This window comes from Paenibacillus sp. LC231, assembly GCF_001860525.1.
GTDB lineage: Bacteria > Bacillota > Bacilli > Paenibacillales > Paenibacillaceae > Paenibacillus_AQ.
In genome coordinates this window covers 13,914-32,893 of the sequence record NZ_JFOM01000017.1, presented here as the reverse complement: position 1 = coordinate 32,893, position 18,980 = coordinate 13,914, and the positions used below count along the sequence as shown (strand labels likewise).

The window sequence follows — 18,980 nt, the reverse complement described above, 5'->3', positions numbered from 1 at the left end:
CCTTGCACCAGAGAGGAGGCTAACCTTGAATAAAATCAAGCCTTACCGCCGACGTAAATCCTCAACCCATCGCTCGGCCTTGCGTCAATGGAAACAGCGCCAACTTGCCCTGAAATATATCCGGAGGAAGCGCTCCGCTCCACCTTCAACTCCTGCGTACACATTACCAATGACATACCCGCGATCCATACAACTAATGGAACAGGCACCTGTCCAGGCCGTGGACGTATGCATGCCCGCTGGCGAGCAGCCCGAGCCCGGTACGATGCTGTTGTACGACATCATGCGGTTTCCCGTCATTGATTGGCAGTTCCGATGGCAGCGCCCACAGCAGATGTCAGAGCAATTCGCTCAGCAGGGGCATCGAGTGTTCTACGTAAATCCCGAGATTGTGGGGTTAGGAAAAGAGGAAGCGTCAAGAGAAGAAATCAGCCGTCATGTTAAAGTTAAAAATATTGATCGTAATATATGGCTAGTCACCTTGTGCGCCAATCAGCCTTTGAATTTGTACCAGGATCGTATGGAATATTGGGATATCCAGTATTTGAAGTGGTCGGTAGAGCATATAAGGGATAAATTTGGATTATCCCAACTGGTCTCCATCGTGGATCTTCCATTCTGGACTCCACTCGTTACCGCTATGGATCAGCATCATATCGTCTACGACTGCATGGATCATCATGCCGGTTTCTCAACGAACGACAAGACGATGCTCCTGCTGGAAGAACAGCTGCTGCAAGAAGCAGGGCTCGTGGTAACAACCTCCCAGCATCTGCATGACTGGGCCTCCCAGTACAATCCTTCGGCGGTACTTATCCGCAATGCAGCAGATACTGCTCACTTCTCGAAGCCGCCTGATGAGGCGCTGCCAGAGCTTGAGTCTATTGATCAGCCGATAATTGGTTACTACGGGGCAATATCCGACTGGTTTGACATTCAGCTGATGGAGTCACTCGCCAGAAATCGGCCGGATTGGACGTTTGTCCTTATTGGAAATACTTTCGGCTGTGACACCTCGGGGATCGAGGGACTGAGTAACGTATTATTGCTAGGTGAGAAGCCTTACCGTGAACTTCCTGCTTATCTGCATCGCTTCCAGGTCGCTTTAATTCCGTTCAAGAAGAACGAGCTGACGCAAGCTACCAATCCAGTTAAGCTGTACGAATATTTGGCTGCCGGCAAGCCGGTCATTTCTACGGAACTTCCTGAAGTGAAAACCGTTGCAGATCACCTGGTCACGATTGCGGATACTCCCGCGCAATTTGAAGAGGCGATTGAAGCTGCCCTTCTACAGTCCGAGCATGACGTCATTGAACAGCGCCAGCAGTTTGCAGAGCTCAACAATTGGGATCATCGATATGAAATGCTCCATGGTGATATCGTTCAGTACCTGTTCCCCAAAGTCAGTGTAATCCTGGTTGTTCATAATAACTGGTCTTATACACAGCAATGCCTTCATCGACTCCTTCAACCGGGTCATTATCCGAACCTGGAGATAATCATCGTTGATAATGCCTCAAATGATCAGACATCCGCCTATCTCAGGAGTCAAAATCATCCGCTGATCAAAGTGATCACCTCGCCTACGAATCTCGGTTTTGCCGCTGGCAACACGCTGGGATGCGCGCAATCAAGCGGAGAATTTATCATTCTGCTCAATAATGATACGCTTGTTCCGGATGGAAGCTGGATCTCGCGCCTGCTGAGACCTTTTCAGAAAGACGAAATGTTAGCTATGACGGGTCCGATGTCTAATCACGTGGGGAACGATCAAGCGCTGGATCATTTTATAGGGGATGCTGTTCAAGGCGCTCATCCCCGCTGGCTTAGCGAATTCTACGAGCGTTACCGGCGAAGATACCGTTATACCGATCTGCTTGGATTTTTCTGTGTAGCCATTAGGAGGAATGTATGGGAACGTGTGGGGACACTGGATCCCGCTTATGGGCTCGGGATGTTTGAAGACGATGATTATTGTGAACGTGTCCGGAACGCAGGGTACCGCCTGGCCATCGTGGAAGACGCCTTTGTTTATCATCACGGGAGCGTTACGATCAAGAAGCTTAAGAATCATGTCTATAACGAGTTATGGAATAAGAATAAAGCCTATTATGAACAAAAATGGAACAAACCGTGGAGGTCGCCAAAAGGACCGGATAGCATTTTTCATATGGTAGATCGTCCGGATGAAATCGCGTCCAGAGTCAATCAAGCCGGAACAAAAGTGGTGCTGGTGCTCGGTCTTACCGTTTGGGAGGCCATTTCCAGACGCTGGCAGCAGATTGTGAAGGGTTTGAGCGAGAACGAGAAACTGCTAGTCATTGTGTACACCCATGTATATCATGGCCATCTCATCGTAGGAACCCGAAAAATAGGCCCGCGGCTGTATTTTACAAACCGGATTGATCTGTTCTCTGAGGTTCGATTTGATCAAGTCGTTTATTGCGGCTCTACAGATGTCCACTCGCAGGTCCACTCCGATCATTATTGGGTGGATTCCCTAAGCTATCATGAACAGCAGCTCAATTCCTTGCTAACTCAAATATCCAATCTGCAGGTATTGGACCGGGTCGGGGTAACTCAAGCTGTCAGCCACTTATGCTCGTCTGTCCACGCTGCAACAGAAATGACAACGGAATAATAAAAGTAACCCCTTCAAGATGACTGATTCTACAATCAGGTCATGGAGGGGTTATTTCTTGATTATTCGGTTAAGATCCTAAAGAATCCCGCCGATTTAGATAGTTCATGATAACCTCAGGATGCTCGCCCTCATAAGGCTTTGTGATGATATCATAGGCTTCAGGCTTGAATGTCCAATCCGGCTGTCCGAGATTCATCTGCACATTGACATCCCCTCGGCGGTTATCATTGAACTTGATTTTGTTGCCAAGTGCATAGTGGTAGTGATACACGTTCACATCGCATCGCCCGCGGGGGATACTCCATATACTCCGGCCTTCCGCAGCTTCCAGCGTGCAGTGATGCTTCTCATCACGATAGCGTATTCCTTGCTTGGCCCTCCACATTCGGGTGATATCATTGGACCAGCGCTCATCGCCAGGGCTATTCATCCGAATCGTCCACGGATCCCCCCAGAAATTAACGAAGGGAAACTGATAGATATCCACGTCTTGACGGTTCACGAGCTCCGGCAAAACATCAGCGAATCGATCATCCATCAGTTCGTCGATATCCAGATTCATGATCCAGTCTCCTTGGGCATGATCAATCAAAAAATTACGGACCACGGATTCGTTCCAATCCTCGGTGTATGGCATTCCGCTCTGCTGGACATGGAACAGTCGAATCGCATAGCGCTGCTGAAGGCGCTCGATTTCCTCAATGGTCCCGTCGGTACTGCCGCCGTCGGCAATGATAATCTCATCCGCGTAACGGATCGCACTTTCTATATACAATGGAACGAAGGTGATTTCATTTAATACCGGTACAATTACTGACAGCCTCATAAGCTATTCGCCCCTCCTTATTGAGAAGATGGTTCCTGAATCAATAGCCGCATCTCTTCCTGATTGCCGCGCGCCTTTAGATAGCGCAGATACAGCGCATAATTGGAATCGTAATTGGGATTCCCGTCAGGTCCTACGAATGGATGCCAAAAATGAACCATTTCCCCTTCCAGGCGGATATGGTGGCCGACCAAGGTATCCAGCGCATAGGCAAAAGCCTCATCTTCCCCGCCCCAACCGACAAATCGTTCATCATATCCTCCTACCGTTTCATAGGCTTCGCGGCCAAGCACATTAAATCCGCCAACAAATGCGGTCGCCTGCTCCGCGGCTGTTTCAGTATTAACGGTCAATGGCCATATGTTTTCTTGCTGCAGCAGCAAATGCGATATTTCTTTGGATAAACGAAGGATACGGCTGAAGGGAATCACCCACTGCCCGCTGTTCACGTAAGTAATGGATTTCCTCAACAGATTCGGGTCGTATACAATATCGCTATCCGCAATCACGATAATGTCTTTGGTAGCCTGGTGATACGCACGATTGATCGCCCTGGATCTGCTGAAGAGCTCCCTTGCGTCCGCTATTTCGCCTACACATACCTCGACTTCCGGCATCATCCGTGCGTAGAAGCCCAATACCCACTCAAACGCTGTATCTCTGGGTCCATTTCCATCCGATTGATACGGAATCAGCACAGATACTCGATCTAACACAGGCTCCCCTCCTTCACGACTGCCTCTCCCATTGGAATAACACCCTTAACCAGCGCTCTATCACTTGTTCTATTGTCCAATATGACTCAATGTAGTGCCTGCACTGCTGTCCGATGTCAGCCAGCTTACGCCGCTGTCCCATCCATTGATCGATCATGTTGATAAAATCCTCCGGATTGTCACTGTCCAAGATCAAGCCGTGCGCAGCCGGATGAGCGGCAGCCTTAATGTTACCCACATTAGTTCCTAACACGGGTACCCCGCATGCGTAGGCCTCCAGTGCAGGAGCTGCGCTGCCCTCATTTGCCGAAGTGATGAGCAGCAGGTCCAGCTGATGATAAAATTTAGGCATCTCTTCATAGGAGTAAGCTCCGGCTGTTTCAATAAATCGAATCCGTTCATCTTGGCGGAAATGGTCACGGATCTGCTTATATAATGTAGCGTAATTTTTAGATCGTTTCGCAGGATCTCCAGCCCAGCCTATGACAAACGGAGCACTACCCCTGCTCAATATCTTGGATGGTTGGAATAACCGATGGTCTACAAAATGCCCGATATATTCCACGTTAGCCTCCGGAGCCACCTGTCTAAGCGCTTGGGTCAGCTGTTGGTTCATCGCACCGATTACGCCGATTCGGGGAATGACCAGCCTGAGAAACTCCGGGTCGGAGATCAGTTCGTCACCGATCCATTCGCGAAAGGTTTCGTAATTCTGACTGAAATAATAATAAGAGACCGCTGCCGAGGCATCGATACGAATATGCTTGAAAATACAATAGGCTGCGATTCCCAAGCACATTGCACCGATTCGGTCATAGGCCTGATTCATATCCTCACTGCTGTGCCGTTCCAGATACCGATCCAATTCCCCGATGGACATCAGATCCAGGGATGGGTGAAACTGTTGAATGACCTTTGCATGTTTACCTAAAATCCACCACTCCACATCATAGAACAGCAGATGCCTTCCCATGGGACGAACACTCCTTTATGCTCATAGTGAATTATATTCGTTCCAAGGCCGCCAAGTTTGTCACCGCGGCATAAATGATGAATTTGTCCATAATTCACGAAAAAAAGAGCCGCCCCATACAGATAAGTTCTGTATCGGCACGGCTCTTCGTACGGATTGTAGTTCATGGTGGATCGAGATCGACTTATACTCTTTTATCCACGATATGCTAAATTATTCTGAATGAATCCCTGGAGCAAACCTTGCATTATCGCAAAGACCAGCTCGGAGTCCTGAAGCTCATTCTCCTGAATCCGGTGCAGGCATTCCTTTACGCTCATTCTTACTAGGTCGATGTCCTCGTATCCCTCGAGCTGCTGATCCGCTTGACTGATTACCTCATCCGTGTAAAAAACATGGGCAATCTCATTGCATCTCCAGGACGCCGGATAGAGCTTGCCCAGATAATGAAGCTTGCCGCAGGTGCAGCCCGTTTCCTCCAGCATCTCACGGCGTGCTGCCGATTCCAGATCCTCCTCCCCGCTTACGCCACCACCGGGTAACTGAATGACGTAGTCATCCACAGCGGCGCGATATTGACGGATCAACAGCAGTTGATCGCCATGCTTAGCCAGAACAACAACGGACACATGATTCTCTTTCGTATAATACACTTTACCTGACGCTTCCTCGTAAATCGAAATTCCGTTATGACGGATCAACAATTTGGTATTATCCATGCAGGCAGAAGCTCCTTAACCATATGATAGATTTAAACTTCGAATTCATCTTTGAGGATGGAGAATAAATAGGAATCATGGTAAGCCCCTTTAAACCATAGATGCTGACGAAGATGCCCTTCCTGCTTCATTCCGATATGGCGCATAACCGCAGCTGACCCGATGTTTCCCGGCCTGCAGGTGGCGTAAATCCGATGAACGCCGAGCTCATTAAAACCAAAACGGCACATGACGCTAGCAGCTTCCGAAGCATAACCCTGTCGCCAATAGGCGGAATTCAAGCAGTACCCAAGCTCTGCGTTTGTCCTGGATCGGTGAAGACCTACACCGCCGATTAACTGGCCGCTATCTTTTAGAACGATCGCCAGTTCATAGCTGTCACGGGGGCTCTGCTCTTTCATTTGGTGGATTTCCTTTAAATATTCTAAAGTTTCCTCTTCCGTATTCGGTCCCCACATCGTATACTCGGTCACTAATGGGTCAGAGGCATAGGCATGAATACTAGCAAAATCCTCCTCCTCAAAATCCCGGATCACCAGTCTTGTTGACTCCATCTGCATATGTACTCACTCCTTTGAAATAACCTTCTTCACACCACGGCATTAATTCCTGATTATAACACACCTCAGGTTTTGGAAGACAAAAAGAAGCCTGGGCACTCATCGCCCAAGCTTCATGCAGCATCCCTTATTTCAGGATACACCGTCCAGTTTCTCATCACTGCCATGCGTATTAAATTTATGAAGATAACGGGAGAGCACGCCATGTCTCGGAGAGAACAGGAAGCTGAGAATAAATACAATTCCGGAAGCAAATGCCATAGAGCCAGAGATGGAGGTGTCCAGCCATAACGCGACATAGTAACCCATGAATGCAGAAATGACGCCGAAGGCTCCGCTTAACACCAGCATGATGGAGAGTTTATCCGTCCATAGATAGGCTGCTGCGGCAGGTGTTATAAGCATAGCCACCACCATGATCGCACCCACGGCATCAAACGATGCAACCGTTGTGATGGAGACCAGCGACATAAATACATAATGCATGAGCACGACAGGAATACCGATACTGGCTGCCAAAGCCGGATCAAAGGACGTAATCTTCCATTCCTTATAGAACGCCAGGATGACGATCAGTACAACGAGGAGCACGGCTGCCAGCATGAAGGTAGCTTTGGGTACCTCCCCTAACAGAGGAACGTGCATCACATCCCAAGGCACAAACGTAATCTCACCCATGAGGGCATGCTTGGTATCCAGGTGGGCATTGCCAACCTGGGTTGCAATCAGGATGACGCCAATCGCAAACAAGGTTGTAAATACAACACCGATGGAAGCATCCTGCTGAACGCCCCGGGAATGAAACCATTGAACGAGGACTGCTGTCAGCAAACCGGCAATAATCGCACCGATCAGCATATGAGGTCCGCTTAATTCTCTTGTGACGATAAAAGCCGTTACGATCCCAAGCAGCACAGTATGACTGATAGCATCGGCCATCATCGCCATTCTGCGCAGTATCAGGAACACGCCAACGATACCGCAAGATAATCCGACGAGAGAAGCCGTTAGCAATATCCATCCTGTATAGGTCATTGATTGCTCCCCCTTTCGGACAACCGCGGACTTAGAACCGATGGGTTATTGGAGTCCATATGTTCTTTTTTCTGAGAGCGGAGCTGCAGCGCCTGGATTAGCAGTCCTTTCTCGGCACCGAAGACCAGAGAAACCGTGAACAATACGGAAGAGGCGACAACGATAAACGGTCCTGTAGGCCATCCTTTTCCGATCGTGCTGACCAAGGTGCCGACAAACCCGGAGCCGCCACCAAATATTGCCGACAAAATGACCATCATTCTGAAGGATTGAGTCCAATATCTTGCGCTTACGGCAGGTATGATCAGCATGGCCGCCATCAAAATGACGCCAACGGCCTGAATACCAATGACAATGACAAGAACAAGCACCCCCATATAGAGGGAATTCATCAGACGGCTATTCATCCCTAATCCCCGGGCAAAATCGGGATCAAACAGGAATAGCTTCCATTCCTTAAAGCCAATCGAGACAACCAGAATAACTAAAGCAGCCAGAATGAGCATCGTAAAAACATCCTTACGAACCATGGATGCAGCCTGACCGAAAATAAAGTTATCCAGTCCGCTCTGATTCCCGCCCGCTGTTCGGTTCACAATGGTAAGCAGCATAATGCCCAGTCCGAAAAATACGGATAGAATCATGCCCATGGCCGTATCTTCCTTAATGCGGCTGGAAGTACGGATCCACTGGATCATCCAGGCTCCGATTAAGGCGCTGACAGCAGCTCCGAGTATCATCACCAGCAGATTCTTGCTTCCAGTCAATGCAAATGCAACCACGACACCGGGAAGAGCCGCATGAGACAATGCGTCACTCATCAAACTTTGCCGCTTCCAATAGGCGAGACAGCCGATCATGCCGGCTGCCATGCCCAGAATTAATGTGCTCAATAGCACCCATTGCGTGTTCGGAGATAATAATGAATTCAGCATGCGTTACGCCTCCTTCATCCAGCGAAGCGAACCGCCGTAGGCGCGGTATACATGTTCCTTCGTGAAGACGTCTTCCGTCTTCCCATGCGCAATGACCGTACGGTTCAGAAGCAGCACATGGTCGAAATAATCCTCAACCGTTTGCAGATCATGATGGACCACCATGACCGTTTTACCGGCCATTTTCAGATCCTTCAGCGTGGTCATAATCGCCCGCTCGGTTGCCGCATCAACACCAGCTAACGGTTCATCCATGAAATAGAGGTCGGCATCCTGGACAAGCGCCCTAGCGAGGAATACGCGCTGCTGCTGTCCGCCGGAGAGCTGGCTGATCTGGCGGTCGGCAAAGTCCGCCATGCCCATTTGATCCAGCGATGCCATCGCTTTTTCCTTATGGCTCTTGTTCGGTCGTTTCAGCCAGCCCACCCGGCCGTATAGACCCATCATGACAACATCCAGTGCATCGGTCGGGAAATCCCAGTCCACGGATCCGCGCTGCGGGACATAGCCGACACGGGTCTTGGTTTTGCTTAAGCTTGATCCAAAGAATGACACATTCCCGGACAGCTTGGGGTGAAGCTCCAGCATGACCTTTAACAGCGTTGATTTACCGGCGCCGTTTGGCCCGACAATGCTGGTTAAAGAGCCTTGTTCCACATGAAAGGAGACATGGTGGAGCACTTTATTTTTACGATAGGATGCATTAAGGTCTTGAACTTGAAGTACAGACATGTTATTCACCACTTCCTGTTAATGCATGATAGATGGTTTCGACATTATGACGATACATTCCGACATAAGTTCCTTCCGTTGTTCCCGCTTCGCCCATGGCATCGGAGAAAAGCTCTCCTCCAAGCTTTATATCCAGCCCATTCTTGGCAGCACCTTCAATAACGGCATTAATGGAAGCTGGATTGACGCTGCTCTCAACGAATACGGCAGGCACCTTGTGCTGCAGCAGGATATCGATCGTTCCGTTAATGTCCGAGAGGCCGATTTCATCCTCCGTACTCAATCCTTGCAGTCCAACTACCTCCAGACCATGCAAGCGGCCGAAATACCCAAAGGCATCATGAGCGGTAACCATCACCCGCTGTTCTTCCGGAATTTGACTCAACTTATCCTTGGCCTCGGCTTTCAATTCATCCAGCTGGGCAAAATACTTCTGCTTGTTCTCTTCAAAAAAGTCAGCATCATTCGGAGCAAGGGACTTCAGCTCCTCTACAGCCGAATCCAAAGACACTTTCCACAAATCGATGTCAAACCACACATGGGGATCAATGGCCTGTGTATCATCCTGCAGCAATTGATCCTTCGGGATGGCATCTGCAATCGCCAGTACAGGTTTGTTCTTACCGATCTGTTCGAATATTTCCGTCATGTTGCCTTCGAGATGAAGCCCGCTATAGAAAATAACATCGCCACTATCCAGTTTCTTGATGTCGCCTTGGGTAGCATTATATAAATGCGGATCGACGCCAGGCCCCATCAAGCTCAGTACCTCGACCCGATCTCCCCCTATAACGGAGATGGGTTCCGCAATCTGTCCAATGGTTGTAACCACTCGGATTTTCTTATCCCCTTGTTCACCCGCTGTTCCTTCCAGTTTCACTTCTCCCGAAGCGCACGCGGTTAACACCAGCAGCAAACTCAGAATGGCGGCTGCCCCTAATAATATCCTGTTTCTTCTAGTCCTCTTCTTCATCTTCTTCTCCTCCACTCCACATCAATAATGAGTTTGCTCATCCTTAGACGATCCCGGACATTCTCCAACCTCGTCCTGCCTTGATCCAATTATTTTTCTCTAATGCAACTTTAATTCCCATGTACAAAAAATAATCCATCTTTAGGACTTTGTCAATGGAATTTTATAATTTCGCAGATCTCATTTTAATGGTTTTCTCCATTTTTTCTTGATTTCATTGAGAATATTCATATATATATAGCTTGTTTTTCATTAAGGAAAAATATTTAGCTGCATATAAAATATTTTGGCGGTTAGATTTTCTGTTACCTTACAGACAGAAAAAGACGACTTCCCAATATGAGAAATCGCCTTTTCTTTAGTTATATTCCCGCTATGGCTAAAACTCTACACTACGAACTTTCGAATAAACCCTCAAATGTCATAATCCATCCACTTGTTATCCAAAAAATCGGATGTGCGCAAATTTGGTTTTGATTCGATCGAGTTTCTTCTTGGCGGAGCTGCGATGATCAGGCAACAGCTTCACATTTGCCAAAGCACCGATCGTTTCGACCACTTCATCGATCGATAGATGATCCGTGTCGATATGATGCTGAAACACTTCATTCGAGAATCCGCTGATACACCGGTCAATTTGTTGTGCGGCCCATGAATTCGAACCTTCTCCTCTGCTCCGCAGCCGTCTAAGGAGCACTTCCTTGGAAGCGCACAATGTAAAATGCTCTACTTTTAAGCCATCACGTCTCAAATTACCAACGATTTCATCGAAGTATTCCGCGTTTGTAATGGTCATCGGAGCAATGATCAATTGATCCGATTCCTGGTCCATATACTTAAATATGGAGTAATTAAACTCCCTCCACATCGGATAATGCTGAAAGTCATCGCGTTTGGCATCTCTTGGCACATTATCGCGAATGAAGTAACCTGCATTTTCCGGATCGTACACGTACGAGTTCGGGATTCTTCGCTGAAGCTCATGCGCAGCCTGGGTCTTCCCCGAACCGAATGCGCCGTTAACCCATATAATCATTGAGGAATCCCCCTTCTAACTAATCCTTCCGGAGAAAATCCGGCATACGAGTCAATGTTTTTCCATGATCGCGGACAAAACCGTATTGCTCATACAGACCATGGGCATCCCGCGTTGCCAATATACCGAATACATTTCGGTAATCCTTGTGGGTCGTAATCGTTTCGATTAATTTCTTCCCCACGCCAATTCCACGATATGCCTCATCCACAAATACATCACACAGCCAATAGACGGTTGCGCCATCACTTACCACGCGAGCAAAACCGATCTGTCGGTTGGCGTAATATGCCCCGAAGCACGTAGAACCTTCTAACGATGTTTTGATTTTTTGGTCAGAACGCTCGTTAGCCCAGTAGCTTCGCCGCAAAAAATGTACAATGGCATCCACATCCAACAGCGAAGGGTCGCTGCTGATAAGGACCTGCTTCATATCAATGTCCGACATCGCACCCACCTAGTCCTTTATCCCGGAGCCAAATCCAATGACGTAGCCGTCTGGATCTTGAATCGCAAAATCCTTCCACACGCCCCAGTCCGCTTCCATGAATACAGGTTCCTGTGCCACTTCGGCCCCCCTGGAGGTCAGTTCTTCATACAACGCATCCAAATCATAATGTGTACCCACGTAAGCGTATGTATCCCAGCGCGTCGCATGGTCCTTCCCCGCTGGATTGGGTGTGACATCAGCGCGGGATTCCGCCTGAATCAGCTTGAATCCGAGCGCAAACTCATCCCTTACCGCCCATACGTCATTCACTTCACAACCCAGTACTTCTTCATAGAACTGTTTGGAACGGGTAAGATCGGATACCAATCGAACTTGGACTGAGAATTGAATCTTACTCATAAGATCATCTCCGACTAGTTTTATTCCATATTACAACCGTCCAATTCGCATAACAAGAGCTTTTCGTCAGCTTATTTTCAAGGCTATTTTTTTTCGTAATATTTTTGCAAGATCGGCGCGACTTTGTTCACGACATACCCGCTGCCTCCCCGATCTTCAACATGCTCTATCATCATCGCAAGGAGGAGCTTGGACTCCCTCGTGTCAAACGCAACGAACCATCCGTTCTCCTGTCCTTTTTCGCCTTTGCTGATTTTCAGTTCGGCGGTTCCCGTCTTCCCTGCAAGCTCAATGCCCGATAGATCAGCGCCGTGTCCGCTGCCTTTTGGATCCTGAACCACATCGACGAGCATACGCTTGATGATTCCGGCAGTGTGCGCATCCAACACCTCTCTTGTCTTCTGAGGCTTGTTCTCCTGCTCTGATAAATCCAGTACAGGCTGAATCAGCTTCCCGCCATTCATGAAGGGAGTATAGGCCAACGCCAAATGTAAAGGACTCATGAGCACTTCCCCTTGGCCATATCCGGAGTCCGCGAGTTGAATTTCGTTCTTGATCCCCTCATTAGCCAAGCTTGCTTTCGGGAAAGGGAATGGAAGCGGCAAACCCTCTTCGAACCCGAATTTTACAGCTTCCTTCAGAAAAGGATCCGCACCCATCTCCAATGCTTCCTGCGCCAGATAGATGTTATCTGAATACACAAGAGCATCTCTCAGATTCAGGACGGGTACTTCCTTCACGCGTGTCACGTAATAATTTCCCCAGCTCGGGTCTTTGGACCAACGCAAGCCGTTGATCTCCCTGACCTTTCCAGGAGTAGTAACCCCAAGCTTCAGACCAACCGCTGCCGTGATCGGTTTAAATACCGAGCCCGGAGCGTACAGCTTCGTGAATCGATTCAATAGCGGTTTATCCGGATTGTGGTTCCACTCATCCCACTGCTCTGTCGATAATCCAACAATGAAAGCATTGGGATCATAGGACGGGCTGTTAACCAATGCCAAGATTTCTCCGGTCCTGGGGTTGATGGCGGCTGCGGTACCTGCATCCTCACGAAATGAAGCAAATATGGATTTTTGAAGTTCAGCATCAATGGTTAAACGAATATCCTGACCATCTACTGCTTCCTTCTCGGCTACGATTTCTTTGACTTTACCCGAGGAATCCACGATCGATATCCGCTTACCGTCCCGGCCACGCAGCACTTCATTATATACCTGCTCGGATCCTGATTTGCCGATAAGTTCAGTCGGTCCATACTGCGCCTCGGGCGCATTGGCCAAATCCTCCTTTGTCACTTGTCGGATGTAGCCTGTTAGATGTGCTGCCGCCGCGCCGTAAGGGTAGACTCGAGCACGTTCCTTCTTCTTTACAACGCCTGGCAGATCACTGTAATCCATTCTGCCCTGCTGGGCATTCAGGTTCAGGATGGGTACGAACAGATCGTCTTTCACCCACGGCGCATCAAGCTTACGCTTCATAATCTCGGTCGAAATTCCCAGGCGTTCAGCTAATTCAACCAAGGTCTGTTCTCCATCGGCGCCAAGCTTACCGGGAACGATACCGATGACCTCAATCGTGCCATTAATGGCCAGACCGTGACCGTTACGATCCAAAATCTCGCCCCTGCTGGATGGTAACGTCTGCACGTTCACCTTATCCCCGAAATCCATAGCCGGCAATATCAAGGAAGGTTGCCACACCATTCGCCAAGACAACTTCTTAGCCTCGGTTGAATCGTCCTCTTTTAATAGCTCAAACGAACCTTCTGCCTGTACCCGACCTGCCGATGTTTCCAATTGGATTTGATAGGGATAGAACACCCGCTCATCCCTTGTTTCGCTTGCTTCCTGAGCCATAAAGTCTGTCGTGATGGTGAGGTCTTCTGCTCCAATCCCCTCATAAATGTTCCGAAATCGCGTTATAAAATCCTCTTTTGTCATCTTCTGTCTGGACTCCAGTGACAACACATCATACATCGATTCGTAGCTTCCCTGCTCCCACCATTCCACATACTGTTTCACAATTTCTCGCGGATCCGATTCCTTGATGCGGTCACAACCCGTAAGGATTACCATCACAATCAGGCACAAGAAGAGCCATGTCCATTTAAAATGCATCGATCCCACTCCTCAACCCCGTATTAATCGTCATTACATCGTTCTCCTAACGATGAAAATGATCATGATCAGCACACAATCCATTCCCATCAACATCAACAGCAATATCGAACCAAAGCATGCTGCATTGTAGAGTATACTTATAGCATATTGTTGTGAGAATGCATGTTTTCCGGCTCTGTACCCGTACAGATCGAATGGAGGTATAACAAGATATGAAATACACCGACATTATTCAGTCAGTTGAACGCCAAATACTGGATGGTTTATTGAAACCCGGCAGCAAACTGCCATCCATCCGCGCTTTGACAGAATCCTATTCATGCAGTAAAAATACAGCCATACGGGCCTATGCTGAATTGGAAAAGAGACATATTATCTATGCTGTTCCCAAGAGTGGTTACTATGTCGTGGAGGGCAGAGGTAACATAACTCCCTCGAACCCAGCGGACCAAGTGATCGATTTTCGATCGGCGGGACCTGATAAAACGGTCATGCCCTACCGAGACTTTCAGCATTGCATGAACCAAGCGATTGAAATATATAAAGAAGAGTTATTTACCTATTCCCAAATTCCGGGTTTGCAGTCACTTCGTGTTGAGTTAGCCCGGCATTTACTCGACTTGCAGGTCTTCACGGTTCCTGAAAGGATCTTTGTTGTGTCCGGTTCGCAGCAAGCGCTGCATCTGCTGGTCTCCCTTCCTTTTCCTAACGGAAAGAACAATATTTGTGTGGAGCAGCCCACGCACTTTAGCATGATGGACTCCCTCAAGATTCATCAAGCCGTGACATACGGGATTGAGGTTACGAAGAACGGCATCGACTTTGGGCGGTTGGAGGACATTTTTAAAACTAGGGATATCAAGTTTTTCTATACGGTCTCAAGGTTCCATAACCCTACAGGCTACAGTTACTCCAATGTGGAGAAGAAGAGGATTGTAGAGCTTGCGCAGAAGTATGATGTCTATATCATCGAGGATGATTATATGGGAGATTTGGATCCGGATTCGAAACATGATCCGATGTTTGCCTTCGATCCCTCTGGCAGGGTGATCTACACGAAGAGCTTTTCCAAAGTCATGCTCCCCGGACTACGGCTGGGCTTGGCTGTGATCCCCGAAGCGATGAGTGAAATATTCCAGCGGGCAAAGCACGCGGCGGACATACACAGTCCGGTGCTCATGCAAGGCGCCCTCGAAATTTATCTGAAGAACGGGATGTTCCGAGCACATATTCAGAGGATGAGGCAAACCTATAGTAAAAAAGGGGCTCTGCTCCAGCAGGCTTACCAAACTCACCTGCCGTCCTTCTTATCCTTTACGGGTTCGCCATCCGGATTTTATTCCACGATCCAGCTGCCAGAACCATTAAAAGCATATCAATTGGTTAACTATCTGGAGAATGAGAACGTATATGCTCAGGATGCCAGCAGCATGTTCTTGCCTGAGTTTAAGAACGAATCCATGATACGACTAAGCGTATCTCAGGTGAAGGAGGAACTCATCGAAATCGGTGTTCAGAAAATTGCGGAAGGAGCCGCTAAATTGTTGAAGAGACGCAGCGAGGTGAGGTTCATCTAGTCGGTCCAAGCCGCAAGCGACCGGACCGACTGATGAAATAGGTTTAAGCGATGGGAGTACCATTCGGCAGATCAACATCCGGTTTCAGAAGCACGACGTCTCCCTGCTCCGGTACCCCGCCGAGGACAAGCACTTCGGATTGATAGCCAGCTATGCGTCTAGGCGGAAAATTGACGATAGCGACAACTTGATTACCTATGATGGTGTCCGCATCATATCGATTCGTAATCTGGGCACTGGTGCGCTTGATCCCGAGCGGACCGAAATCAATCTTCATTTTGATGGCGGGAACGCGCGCTTCCGGGAATGGCTCTGCTTCCACGATCGTTCCGATCCGAATATCCAGTTTGGTAAAATCTTCGATGGTTGCCATGACTATAGATCTCCTTACAGCTAGGTTATGAAGCAATAAGACGATGCTTCACAACACGAATTTTATGTACCATCTTATCATCTGCATTTCCGGGTATTCAAGTGACAGATTGGTTTAGCGTGTTCTATGCCGCTGAGGATCAACTGGAGAACTGAAATAAGGTGAATCATTCGGTGTCTTCTATACTCGCTCATTCTCCATAAGCTTCTTCCAATTCTGATGCTGCCTGTTAACCTTATTCCATATCAGGTCCCGTTCGATCATGGAATAGTTGACGAGCGGCTCATTAAATATGTCCGCCAGGATCTCGAACCATTCCGACTTCGATGAAATCTCTACCTTATCCAGGGTATTGCCGCTCCACTTTCTCCATATGCAGCCTTTGAGCTCGTTCATGCCCTGCTCGTGCCGTTGCCTAACAATGAACAGCTCCATCCACGGGGATTCCGGTGATCGGCTATAAAATGCATGGTTTGATTTAAATAGTTCCAAGCTGTTCACAACATCAGGGGCATAATCTACGCCTACATATGAATAATGGGGATCATGGATCAGCCTCCAGCCATCATCCGTTATGCGAGACGGCTCAAGCGCATATTGAAAAGGTCCCTGTATGTATTGTCCGAATTTCAATGGGATCGGTTCCCAGGGCATATCGCCAAGACCGACATCCACGAGCCACCGCTCTTCTTCCCCAAGTTGTTCATTCAATAAACTTACCGTTATCCCGAGATGGAAGCCGTTAATCCGCGGTTCTTGCCCTAATGGCTGTACTCCTGCCCGATGCCAATATACCTTATAACCTAAGGCTCGAAGAAGCGCGCTAAAGGCTCCATTCAGATGAAAACAATAACCGCTTCGTTGATGGATCATAAGTTGTACGGATTCCTGTATATCGATGGATGTCGGTTTCCCAGCAAAAATATCCAAGGTCTGCCAAGGTATTCGTGCGACGTGGGCTTTATGCAGCTCGAACAAATATTCCTTCGTCGGTTCCTGAATATCCGAAATGCCTAAACGGTTTAAATATGCCCTTACCTCACTTTGGGTGATCATAGCATGCACTCCTACTTTTTTTGCTTATCATAAACAAGAAACTGACCCTTATGAAATGGTCAGTTTCAACATTTTATAAAAGACAGGTATAAACAAGCCGTGTTCAATCCATGTTCCAGGCCTTCTGCAGAAGCCGTATCCCCTTTTCCATGTCAGCTGCGTTCAAGCTTGCAAATCCCATATATAACCTCGGGAACTGGTTTGCATCTTGCTGGTGGTTCATCCACATTTTTCGCAGGTCGTACACGATAACCCCGACGTTCGCCGCCCTCTGAATCAATTCCTCCGAGGACACTTCTTTTTTGACGATCAGCTGAATGTGGAGGCCTGAATTCTGACCCGTAATTTCAACAAACCTGCCAAGATAAGCCTCTATCAACTCAATCAACTGATGATGTCTCTTCCTGTACAGATTACGCACTTTACGAATATGACGGTACCAATGCCCCTGTTCAAAAAACGCGGTCATTGCCCACTGTTCCACGCGTGAAGGGGCAAAGAATACTTCCTGACGTTTGTGGGATATGTGATTCAGCAGCGCCGGTGGCAGAACGAGATAGTTCATACGCAGTGTCGGAGTCAGCACTTTCGAGAACGTGCCGGCGTATATGACCCGCCCGTTATGATCTAACCCTTGCAGGGAAGGAATCGGTTTTCCCTGGTAACGAAACTCACCGTCATAATCGTCCTCGATAATGTATGCATTTCTGGTATTGGCCCACTCCAGTAATCGTTCCCGCTCCGGATAAGGCATGATGCTTCCCGTCGGGAATTGGTGAGATGGCGTTACATATACGAGCTGTGCGTGGCTGCTCTCCAGCTGGTCAAGCGAGATTCCCTTATCACTAAGCGTAATCGGAAGTAAATCACAGCCATTCAAGTGAAATTGATCTCGTACCAAGCTGTAACCCGGCTCCTCAACCGCAATATGCTTAAGTTCTGGAAGTACTCTCGTAAGTAGCCCCATGCTATAGGCCGTGCCGGCGCCGATCACAATTTGATCAGGTGTTGAAATAACCCCTCTGGAATTTCGCAGATATTCCGAAACCACGGTGCGAAGCCCGTATTCGCCCTGCGGATCCCCATACATTCCCATTTCACTCACGTGCTGTTCCAGCGCTTCCTTGAGCATTTTATTCCAGGTTCGTACCGGAAAAGACGCTTGATCTAATCGAGTGGGATTAAAGTCAATAACGCCTTGATCTTGATTCAAGTGCCCGTTGGAATGCATAACTGACATCGTTGTTATAGAGGGGGTCTGCTGTTGATGATGGTGAGATAGTTCCTTGTATGGATTTATGACATATAGCCCCGACCTCGGTTTGCTGATCACATACCCTTCTGACGTTAACATTTGATAAGCCGTCTCGATCGGCGTTTTGCTTACATTGAGCTGAAGCTGGAGGGCACGAACGGAAGGCAATCGTTGTCCGTCGGGAATGTCCCCATTACGGATACCCTCACGAATTTGCAGATATAACTGCTGGTATAATGGGAACTCGCTTTGCTCCGGTAGAAGAATATCAAACAAGTGGGACCACCTCAGGCATTATATTAATAAAATTTACTGTCGTAATGGTAGGTATGTTTAATGAATTATACATGAAACTCAGCCCATGTAGCGCATCCTATTTCACGAATCGCTTCATTCGGTAACACAACCTTCAGTATATCTGACTTTCATAAACAGATAAAAACTGACCATTTCTGTATGGTCAGTTTTGTCTTAAGCTAACGTTAAATTGGATGTATCTCAATATGAATCTATTACGTTATGAAAGGACGTATGATCCTATGTCTCATCCCCTCCATCTCCAACAAAAGATCGGCCAGGGTTTAACGCCTCTCCAAT

At 48.1% G+C, this 18,980-nt stretch carries 18 protein-coding genes; 2 read left to right on the top strand and 16 right to left on the bottom strand.

Going from position 1 to position 18,980, the window contains the following annotated elements:
- The first annotated feature begins 25 nt into the window (after positions 1–25).
- Entirely contained in the window at positions 26–2,641 is a 2,616-nt protein-coding gene (locus tag AK95_RS14210; RefSeq protein ID WP_071220645.1) for a glycosyltransferase, read from the top strand.
- Between the two features lie 70 nt (positions 2,642–2,711).
- Here AK95_RS14210 and AK95_RS14205 read toward each other — a convergent pair whose 3' ends face one another.
- The 13 genes from AK95_RS14205 to AK95_RS14145 all read right to left on the bottom strand — a co-directional run bounded on the left by AK95_RS14205 (position 2,712) and on the right by AK95_RS14145 (position 14,119).
- The gene (locus AK95_RS14205) at positions 2,712–3,470 is read right to left on the bottom strand and encodes a glycosyltransferase (RefSeq protein WP_071220644.1); all 759 of its coding nucleotides are present in this window, start codon (positions 3,468–3,470) and stop codon (positions 2,712–2,714) included.
- Positions 3,471–3,487: 17 nt separating this feature from the next.
- Complete coding sequence (locus AK95_RS14200) at positions 3,488–4,186, bottom strand: galactosyltransferase-related protein (RefSeq protein WP_071220643.1); 699 nt, start codon at positions 4,184–4,186, stop codon at positions 3,488–3,490.
- Between the two features lie 13 nt (positions 4,187–4,199).
- On the bottom strand, positions 4,200–5,159 hold the full coding sequence (locus tag AK95_RS14195) for a glycosyltransferase family 4 protein (RefSeq protein ID WP_071220642.1): 960 nt from the start codon (positions 5,157–5,159) through the stop codon (positions 4,200–4,202).
- Between the two features lie 194 nt (positions 5,160–5,353).
- Positions 5,354–5,878 (bottom strand): NUDIX hydrolase, encoded by a 525-nt coding sequence (locus tag AK95_RS14190; RefSeq protein WP_071220641.1) that lies wholly within the window; start codon positions 5,876–5,878, stop codon positions 5,354–5,356.
- Positions 5,879–5,910: 32 nt separating this feature from the next.
- Complete coding sequence (locus tag AK95_RS14185) at positions 5,911–6,438, bottom strand: GNAT family N-acetyltransferase (RefSeq protein WP_071220640.1); 528 nt, start codon at positions 6,436–6,438, stop codon at positions 5,911–5,913.
- Between the two features lie 132 nt (positions 6,439–6,570).
- Positions 6,571–7,473, bottom strand: coding sequence for a metal ABC transporter permease (locus AK95_RS14180; RefSeq protein WP_071220639.1), 903 nt, complete (start codon positions 7,471–7,473; stop codon positions 6,571–6,573).
- On the bottom strand, positions 7,470–8,408 hold the full coding sequence (locus AK95_RS14175) for a metal ABC transporter permease (protein ID WP_071220638.1): 939 nt from the start codon (positions 8,406–8,408) through the stop codon (positions 7,470–7,472). The genes AK95_RS14180 and AK95_RS14175 overlap by 4 nt, the downstream gene beginning before the upstream one ends.
- Before the next feature lie 3 nt (positions 8,409–8,411).
- Positions 8,412–9,140 carry a metal ABC transporter ATP-binding protein gene (locus AK95_RS14170; protein WP_071220637.1) on the bottom strand — a complete coding sequence of 243 codons (729 nt, stop codon included), beginning with the start codon at positions 9,138–9,140 and terminating at the stop codon, positions 8,412–8,414.
- A gap of 1 nt (position 9,141) precedes the next feature.
- A complete protein-coding gene (locus tag AK95_RS14165; protein ID WP_071220636.1) occupies positions 9,142–10,113 on the bottom strand; it encodes a metal ABC transporter solute-binding protein, Zn/Mn family in 972 nt (323 codons plus the stop codon).
- Positions 10,114–10,552: 439 nt separating this feature from the next.
- Positions 10,553–11,149, bottom strand: coding sequence for an AAA family ATPase (locus AK95_RS14160; protein WP_071220635.1), 597 nt, complete (start codon positions 11,147–11,149; stop codon positions 10,553–10,555).
- A gap of 19 nt (positions 11,150–11,168) precedes the next feature.
- On the bottom strand, positions 11,169–11,597 hold the full coding sequence (locus AK95_RS14155; protein ID WP_071220634.1) for a GNAT family N-acetyltransferase: 429 nt from the start codon (positions 11,595–11,597) through the stop codon (positions 11,169–11,171).
- 9 nt (positions 11,598–11,606) lie between these two features.
- Complete coding sequence (locus AK95_RS14150; protein ID WP_071220633.1) at positions 11,607–11,999, bottom strand: VOC family protein; 393 nt, start codon at positions 11,997–11,999, stop codon at positions 11,607–11,609.
- A gap of 83 nt (positions 12,000–12,082) precedes the next feature.
- Positions 12,083–14,119 carry a penicillin-binding transpeptidase domain-containing protein gene (locus AK95_RS14145; RefSeq protein WP_071220632.1) on the bottom strand — a complete coding sequence of 679 codons (2,037 nt, stop codon included), beginning with the start codon at positions 14,117–14,119 and terminating at the stop codon, positions 12,083–12,085.
- Between the two features lie 215 nt (positions 14,120–14,334).
- Between AK95_RS14145 and AK95_RS14140 the strand changes: the two genes are divergently transcribed.
- Positions 14,335–15,699, top strand: coding sequence for an aminotransferase-like domain-containing protein (locus tag AK95_RS14140; RefSeq protein ID WP_071220631.1), 1,365 nt, complete (start codon positions 14,335–14,337; stop codon positions 15,697–15,699).
- A 43-nt stretch (positions 15,700–15,742) separates the two neighbouring features.
- Here AK95_RS14140 and csaA read toward each other — a convergent pair whose 3' ends face one another.
- The 3 genes from csaA to pdxR all read right to left on the bottom strand — a co-directional run bounded on the left by csaA (position 15,743) and on the right by pdxR (position 18,659).
- Entirely contained in the window at positions 15,743–16,072 is a 330-nt protein-coding gene (csaA, locus tag AK95_RS14135; RefSeq protein WP_071220630.1) for a chaperone CsaA, read from the bottom strand.
- 180 nt (positions 16,073–16,252) lie between these two features.
- Complete coding sequence (locus AK95_RS14130; protein ID WP_071220629.1) at positions 16,253–17,128, bottom strand: arylamine N-acetyltransferase family protein; 876 nt, start codon at positions 17,126–17,128, stop codon at positions 16,253–16,255.
- A 103-nt stretch (positions 17,129–17,231) separates the two neighbouring features.
- Complete coding sequence (pdxR, locus tag AK95_RS14125) at positions 17,232–18,659, bottom strand: MocR-like pyridoxine biosynthesis transcription factor PdxR (RefSeq protein ID WP_071220628.1); 1,428 nt, start codon at positions 18,657–18,659, stop codon at positions 17,232–17,234.
- Positions 18,660–18,980 lie beyond the last annotated feature (321 nt).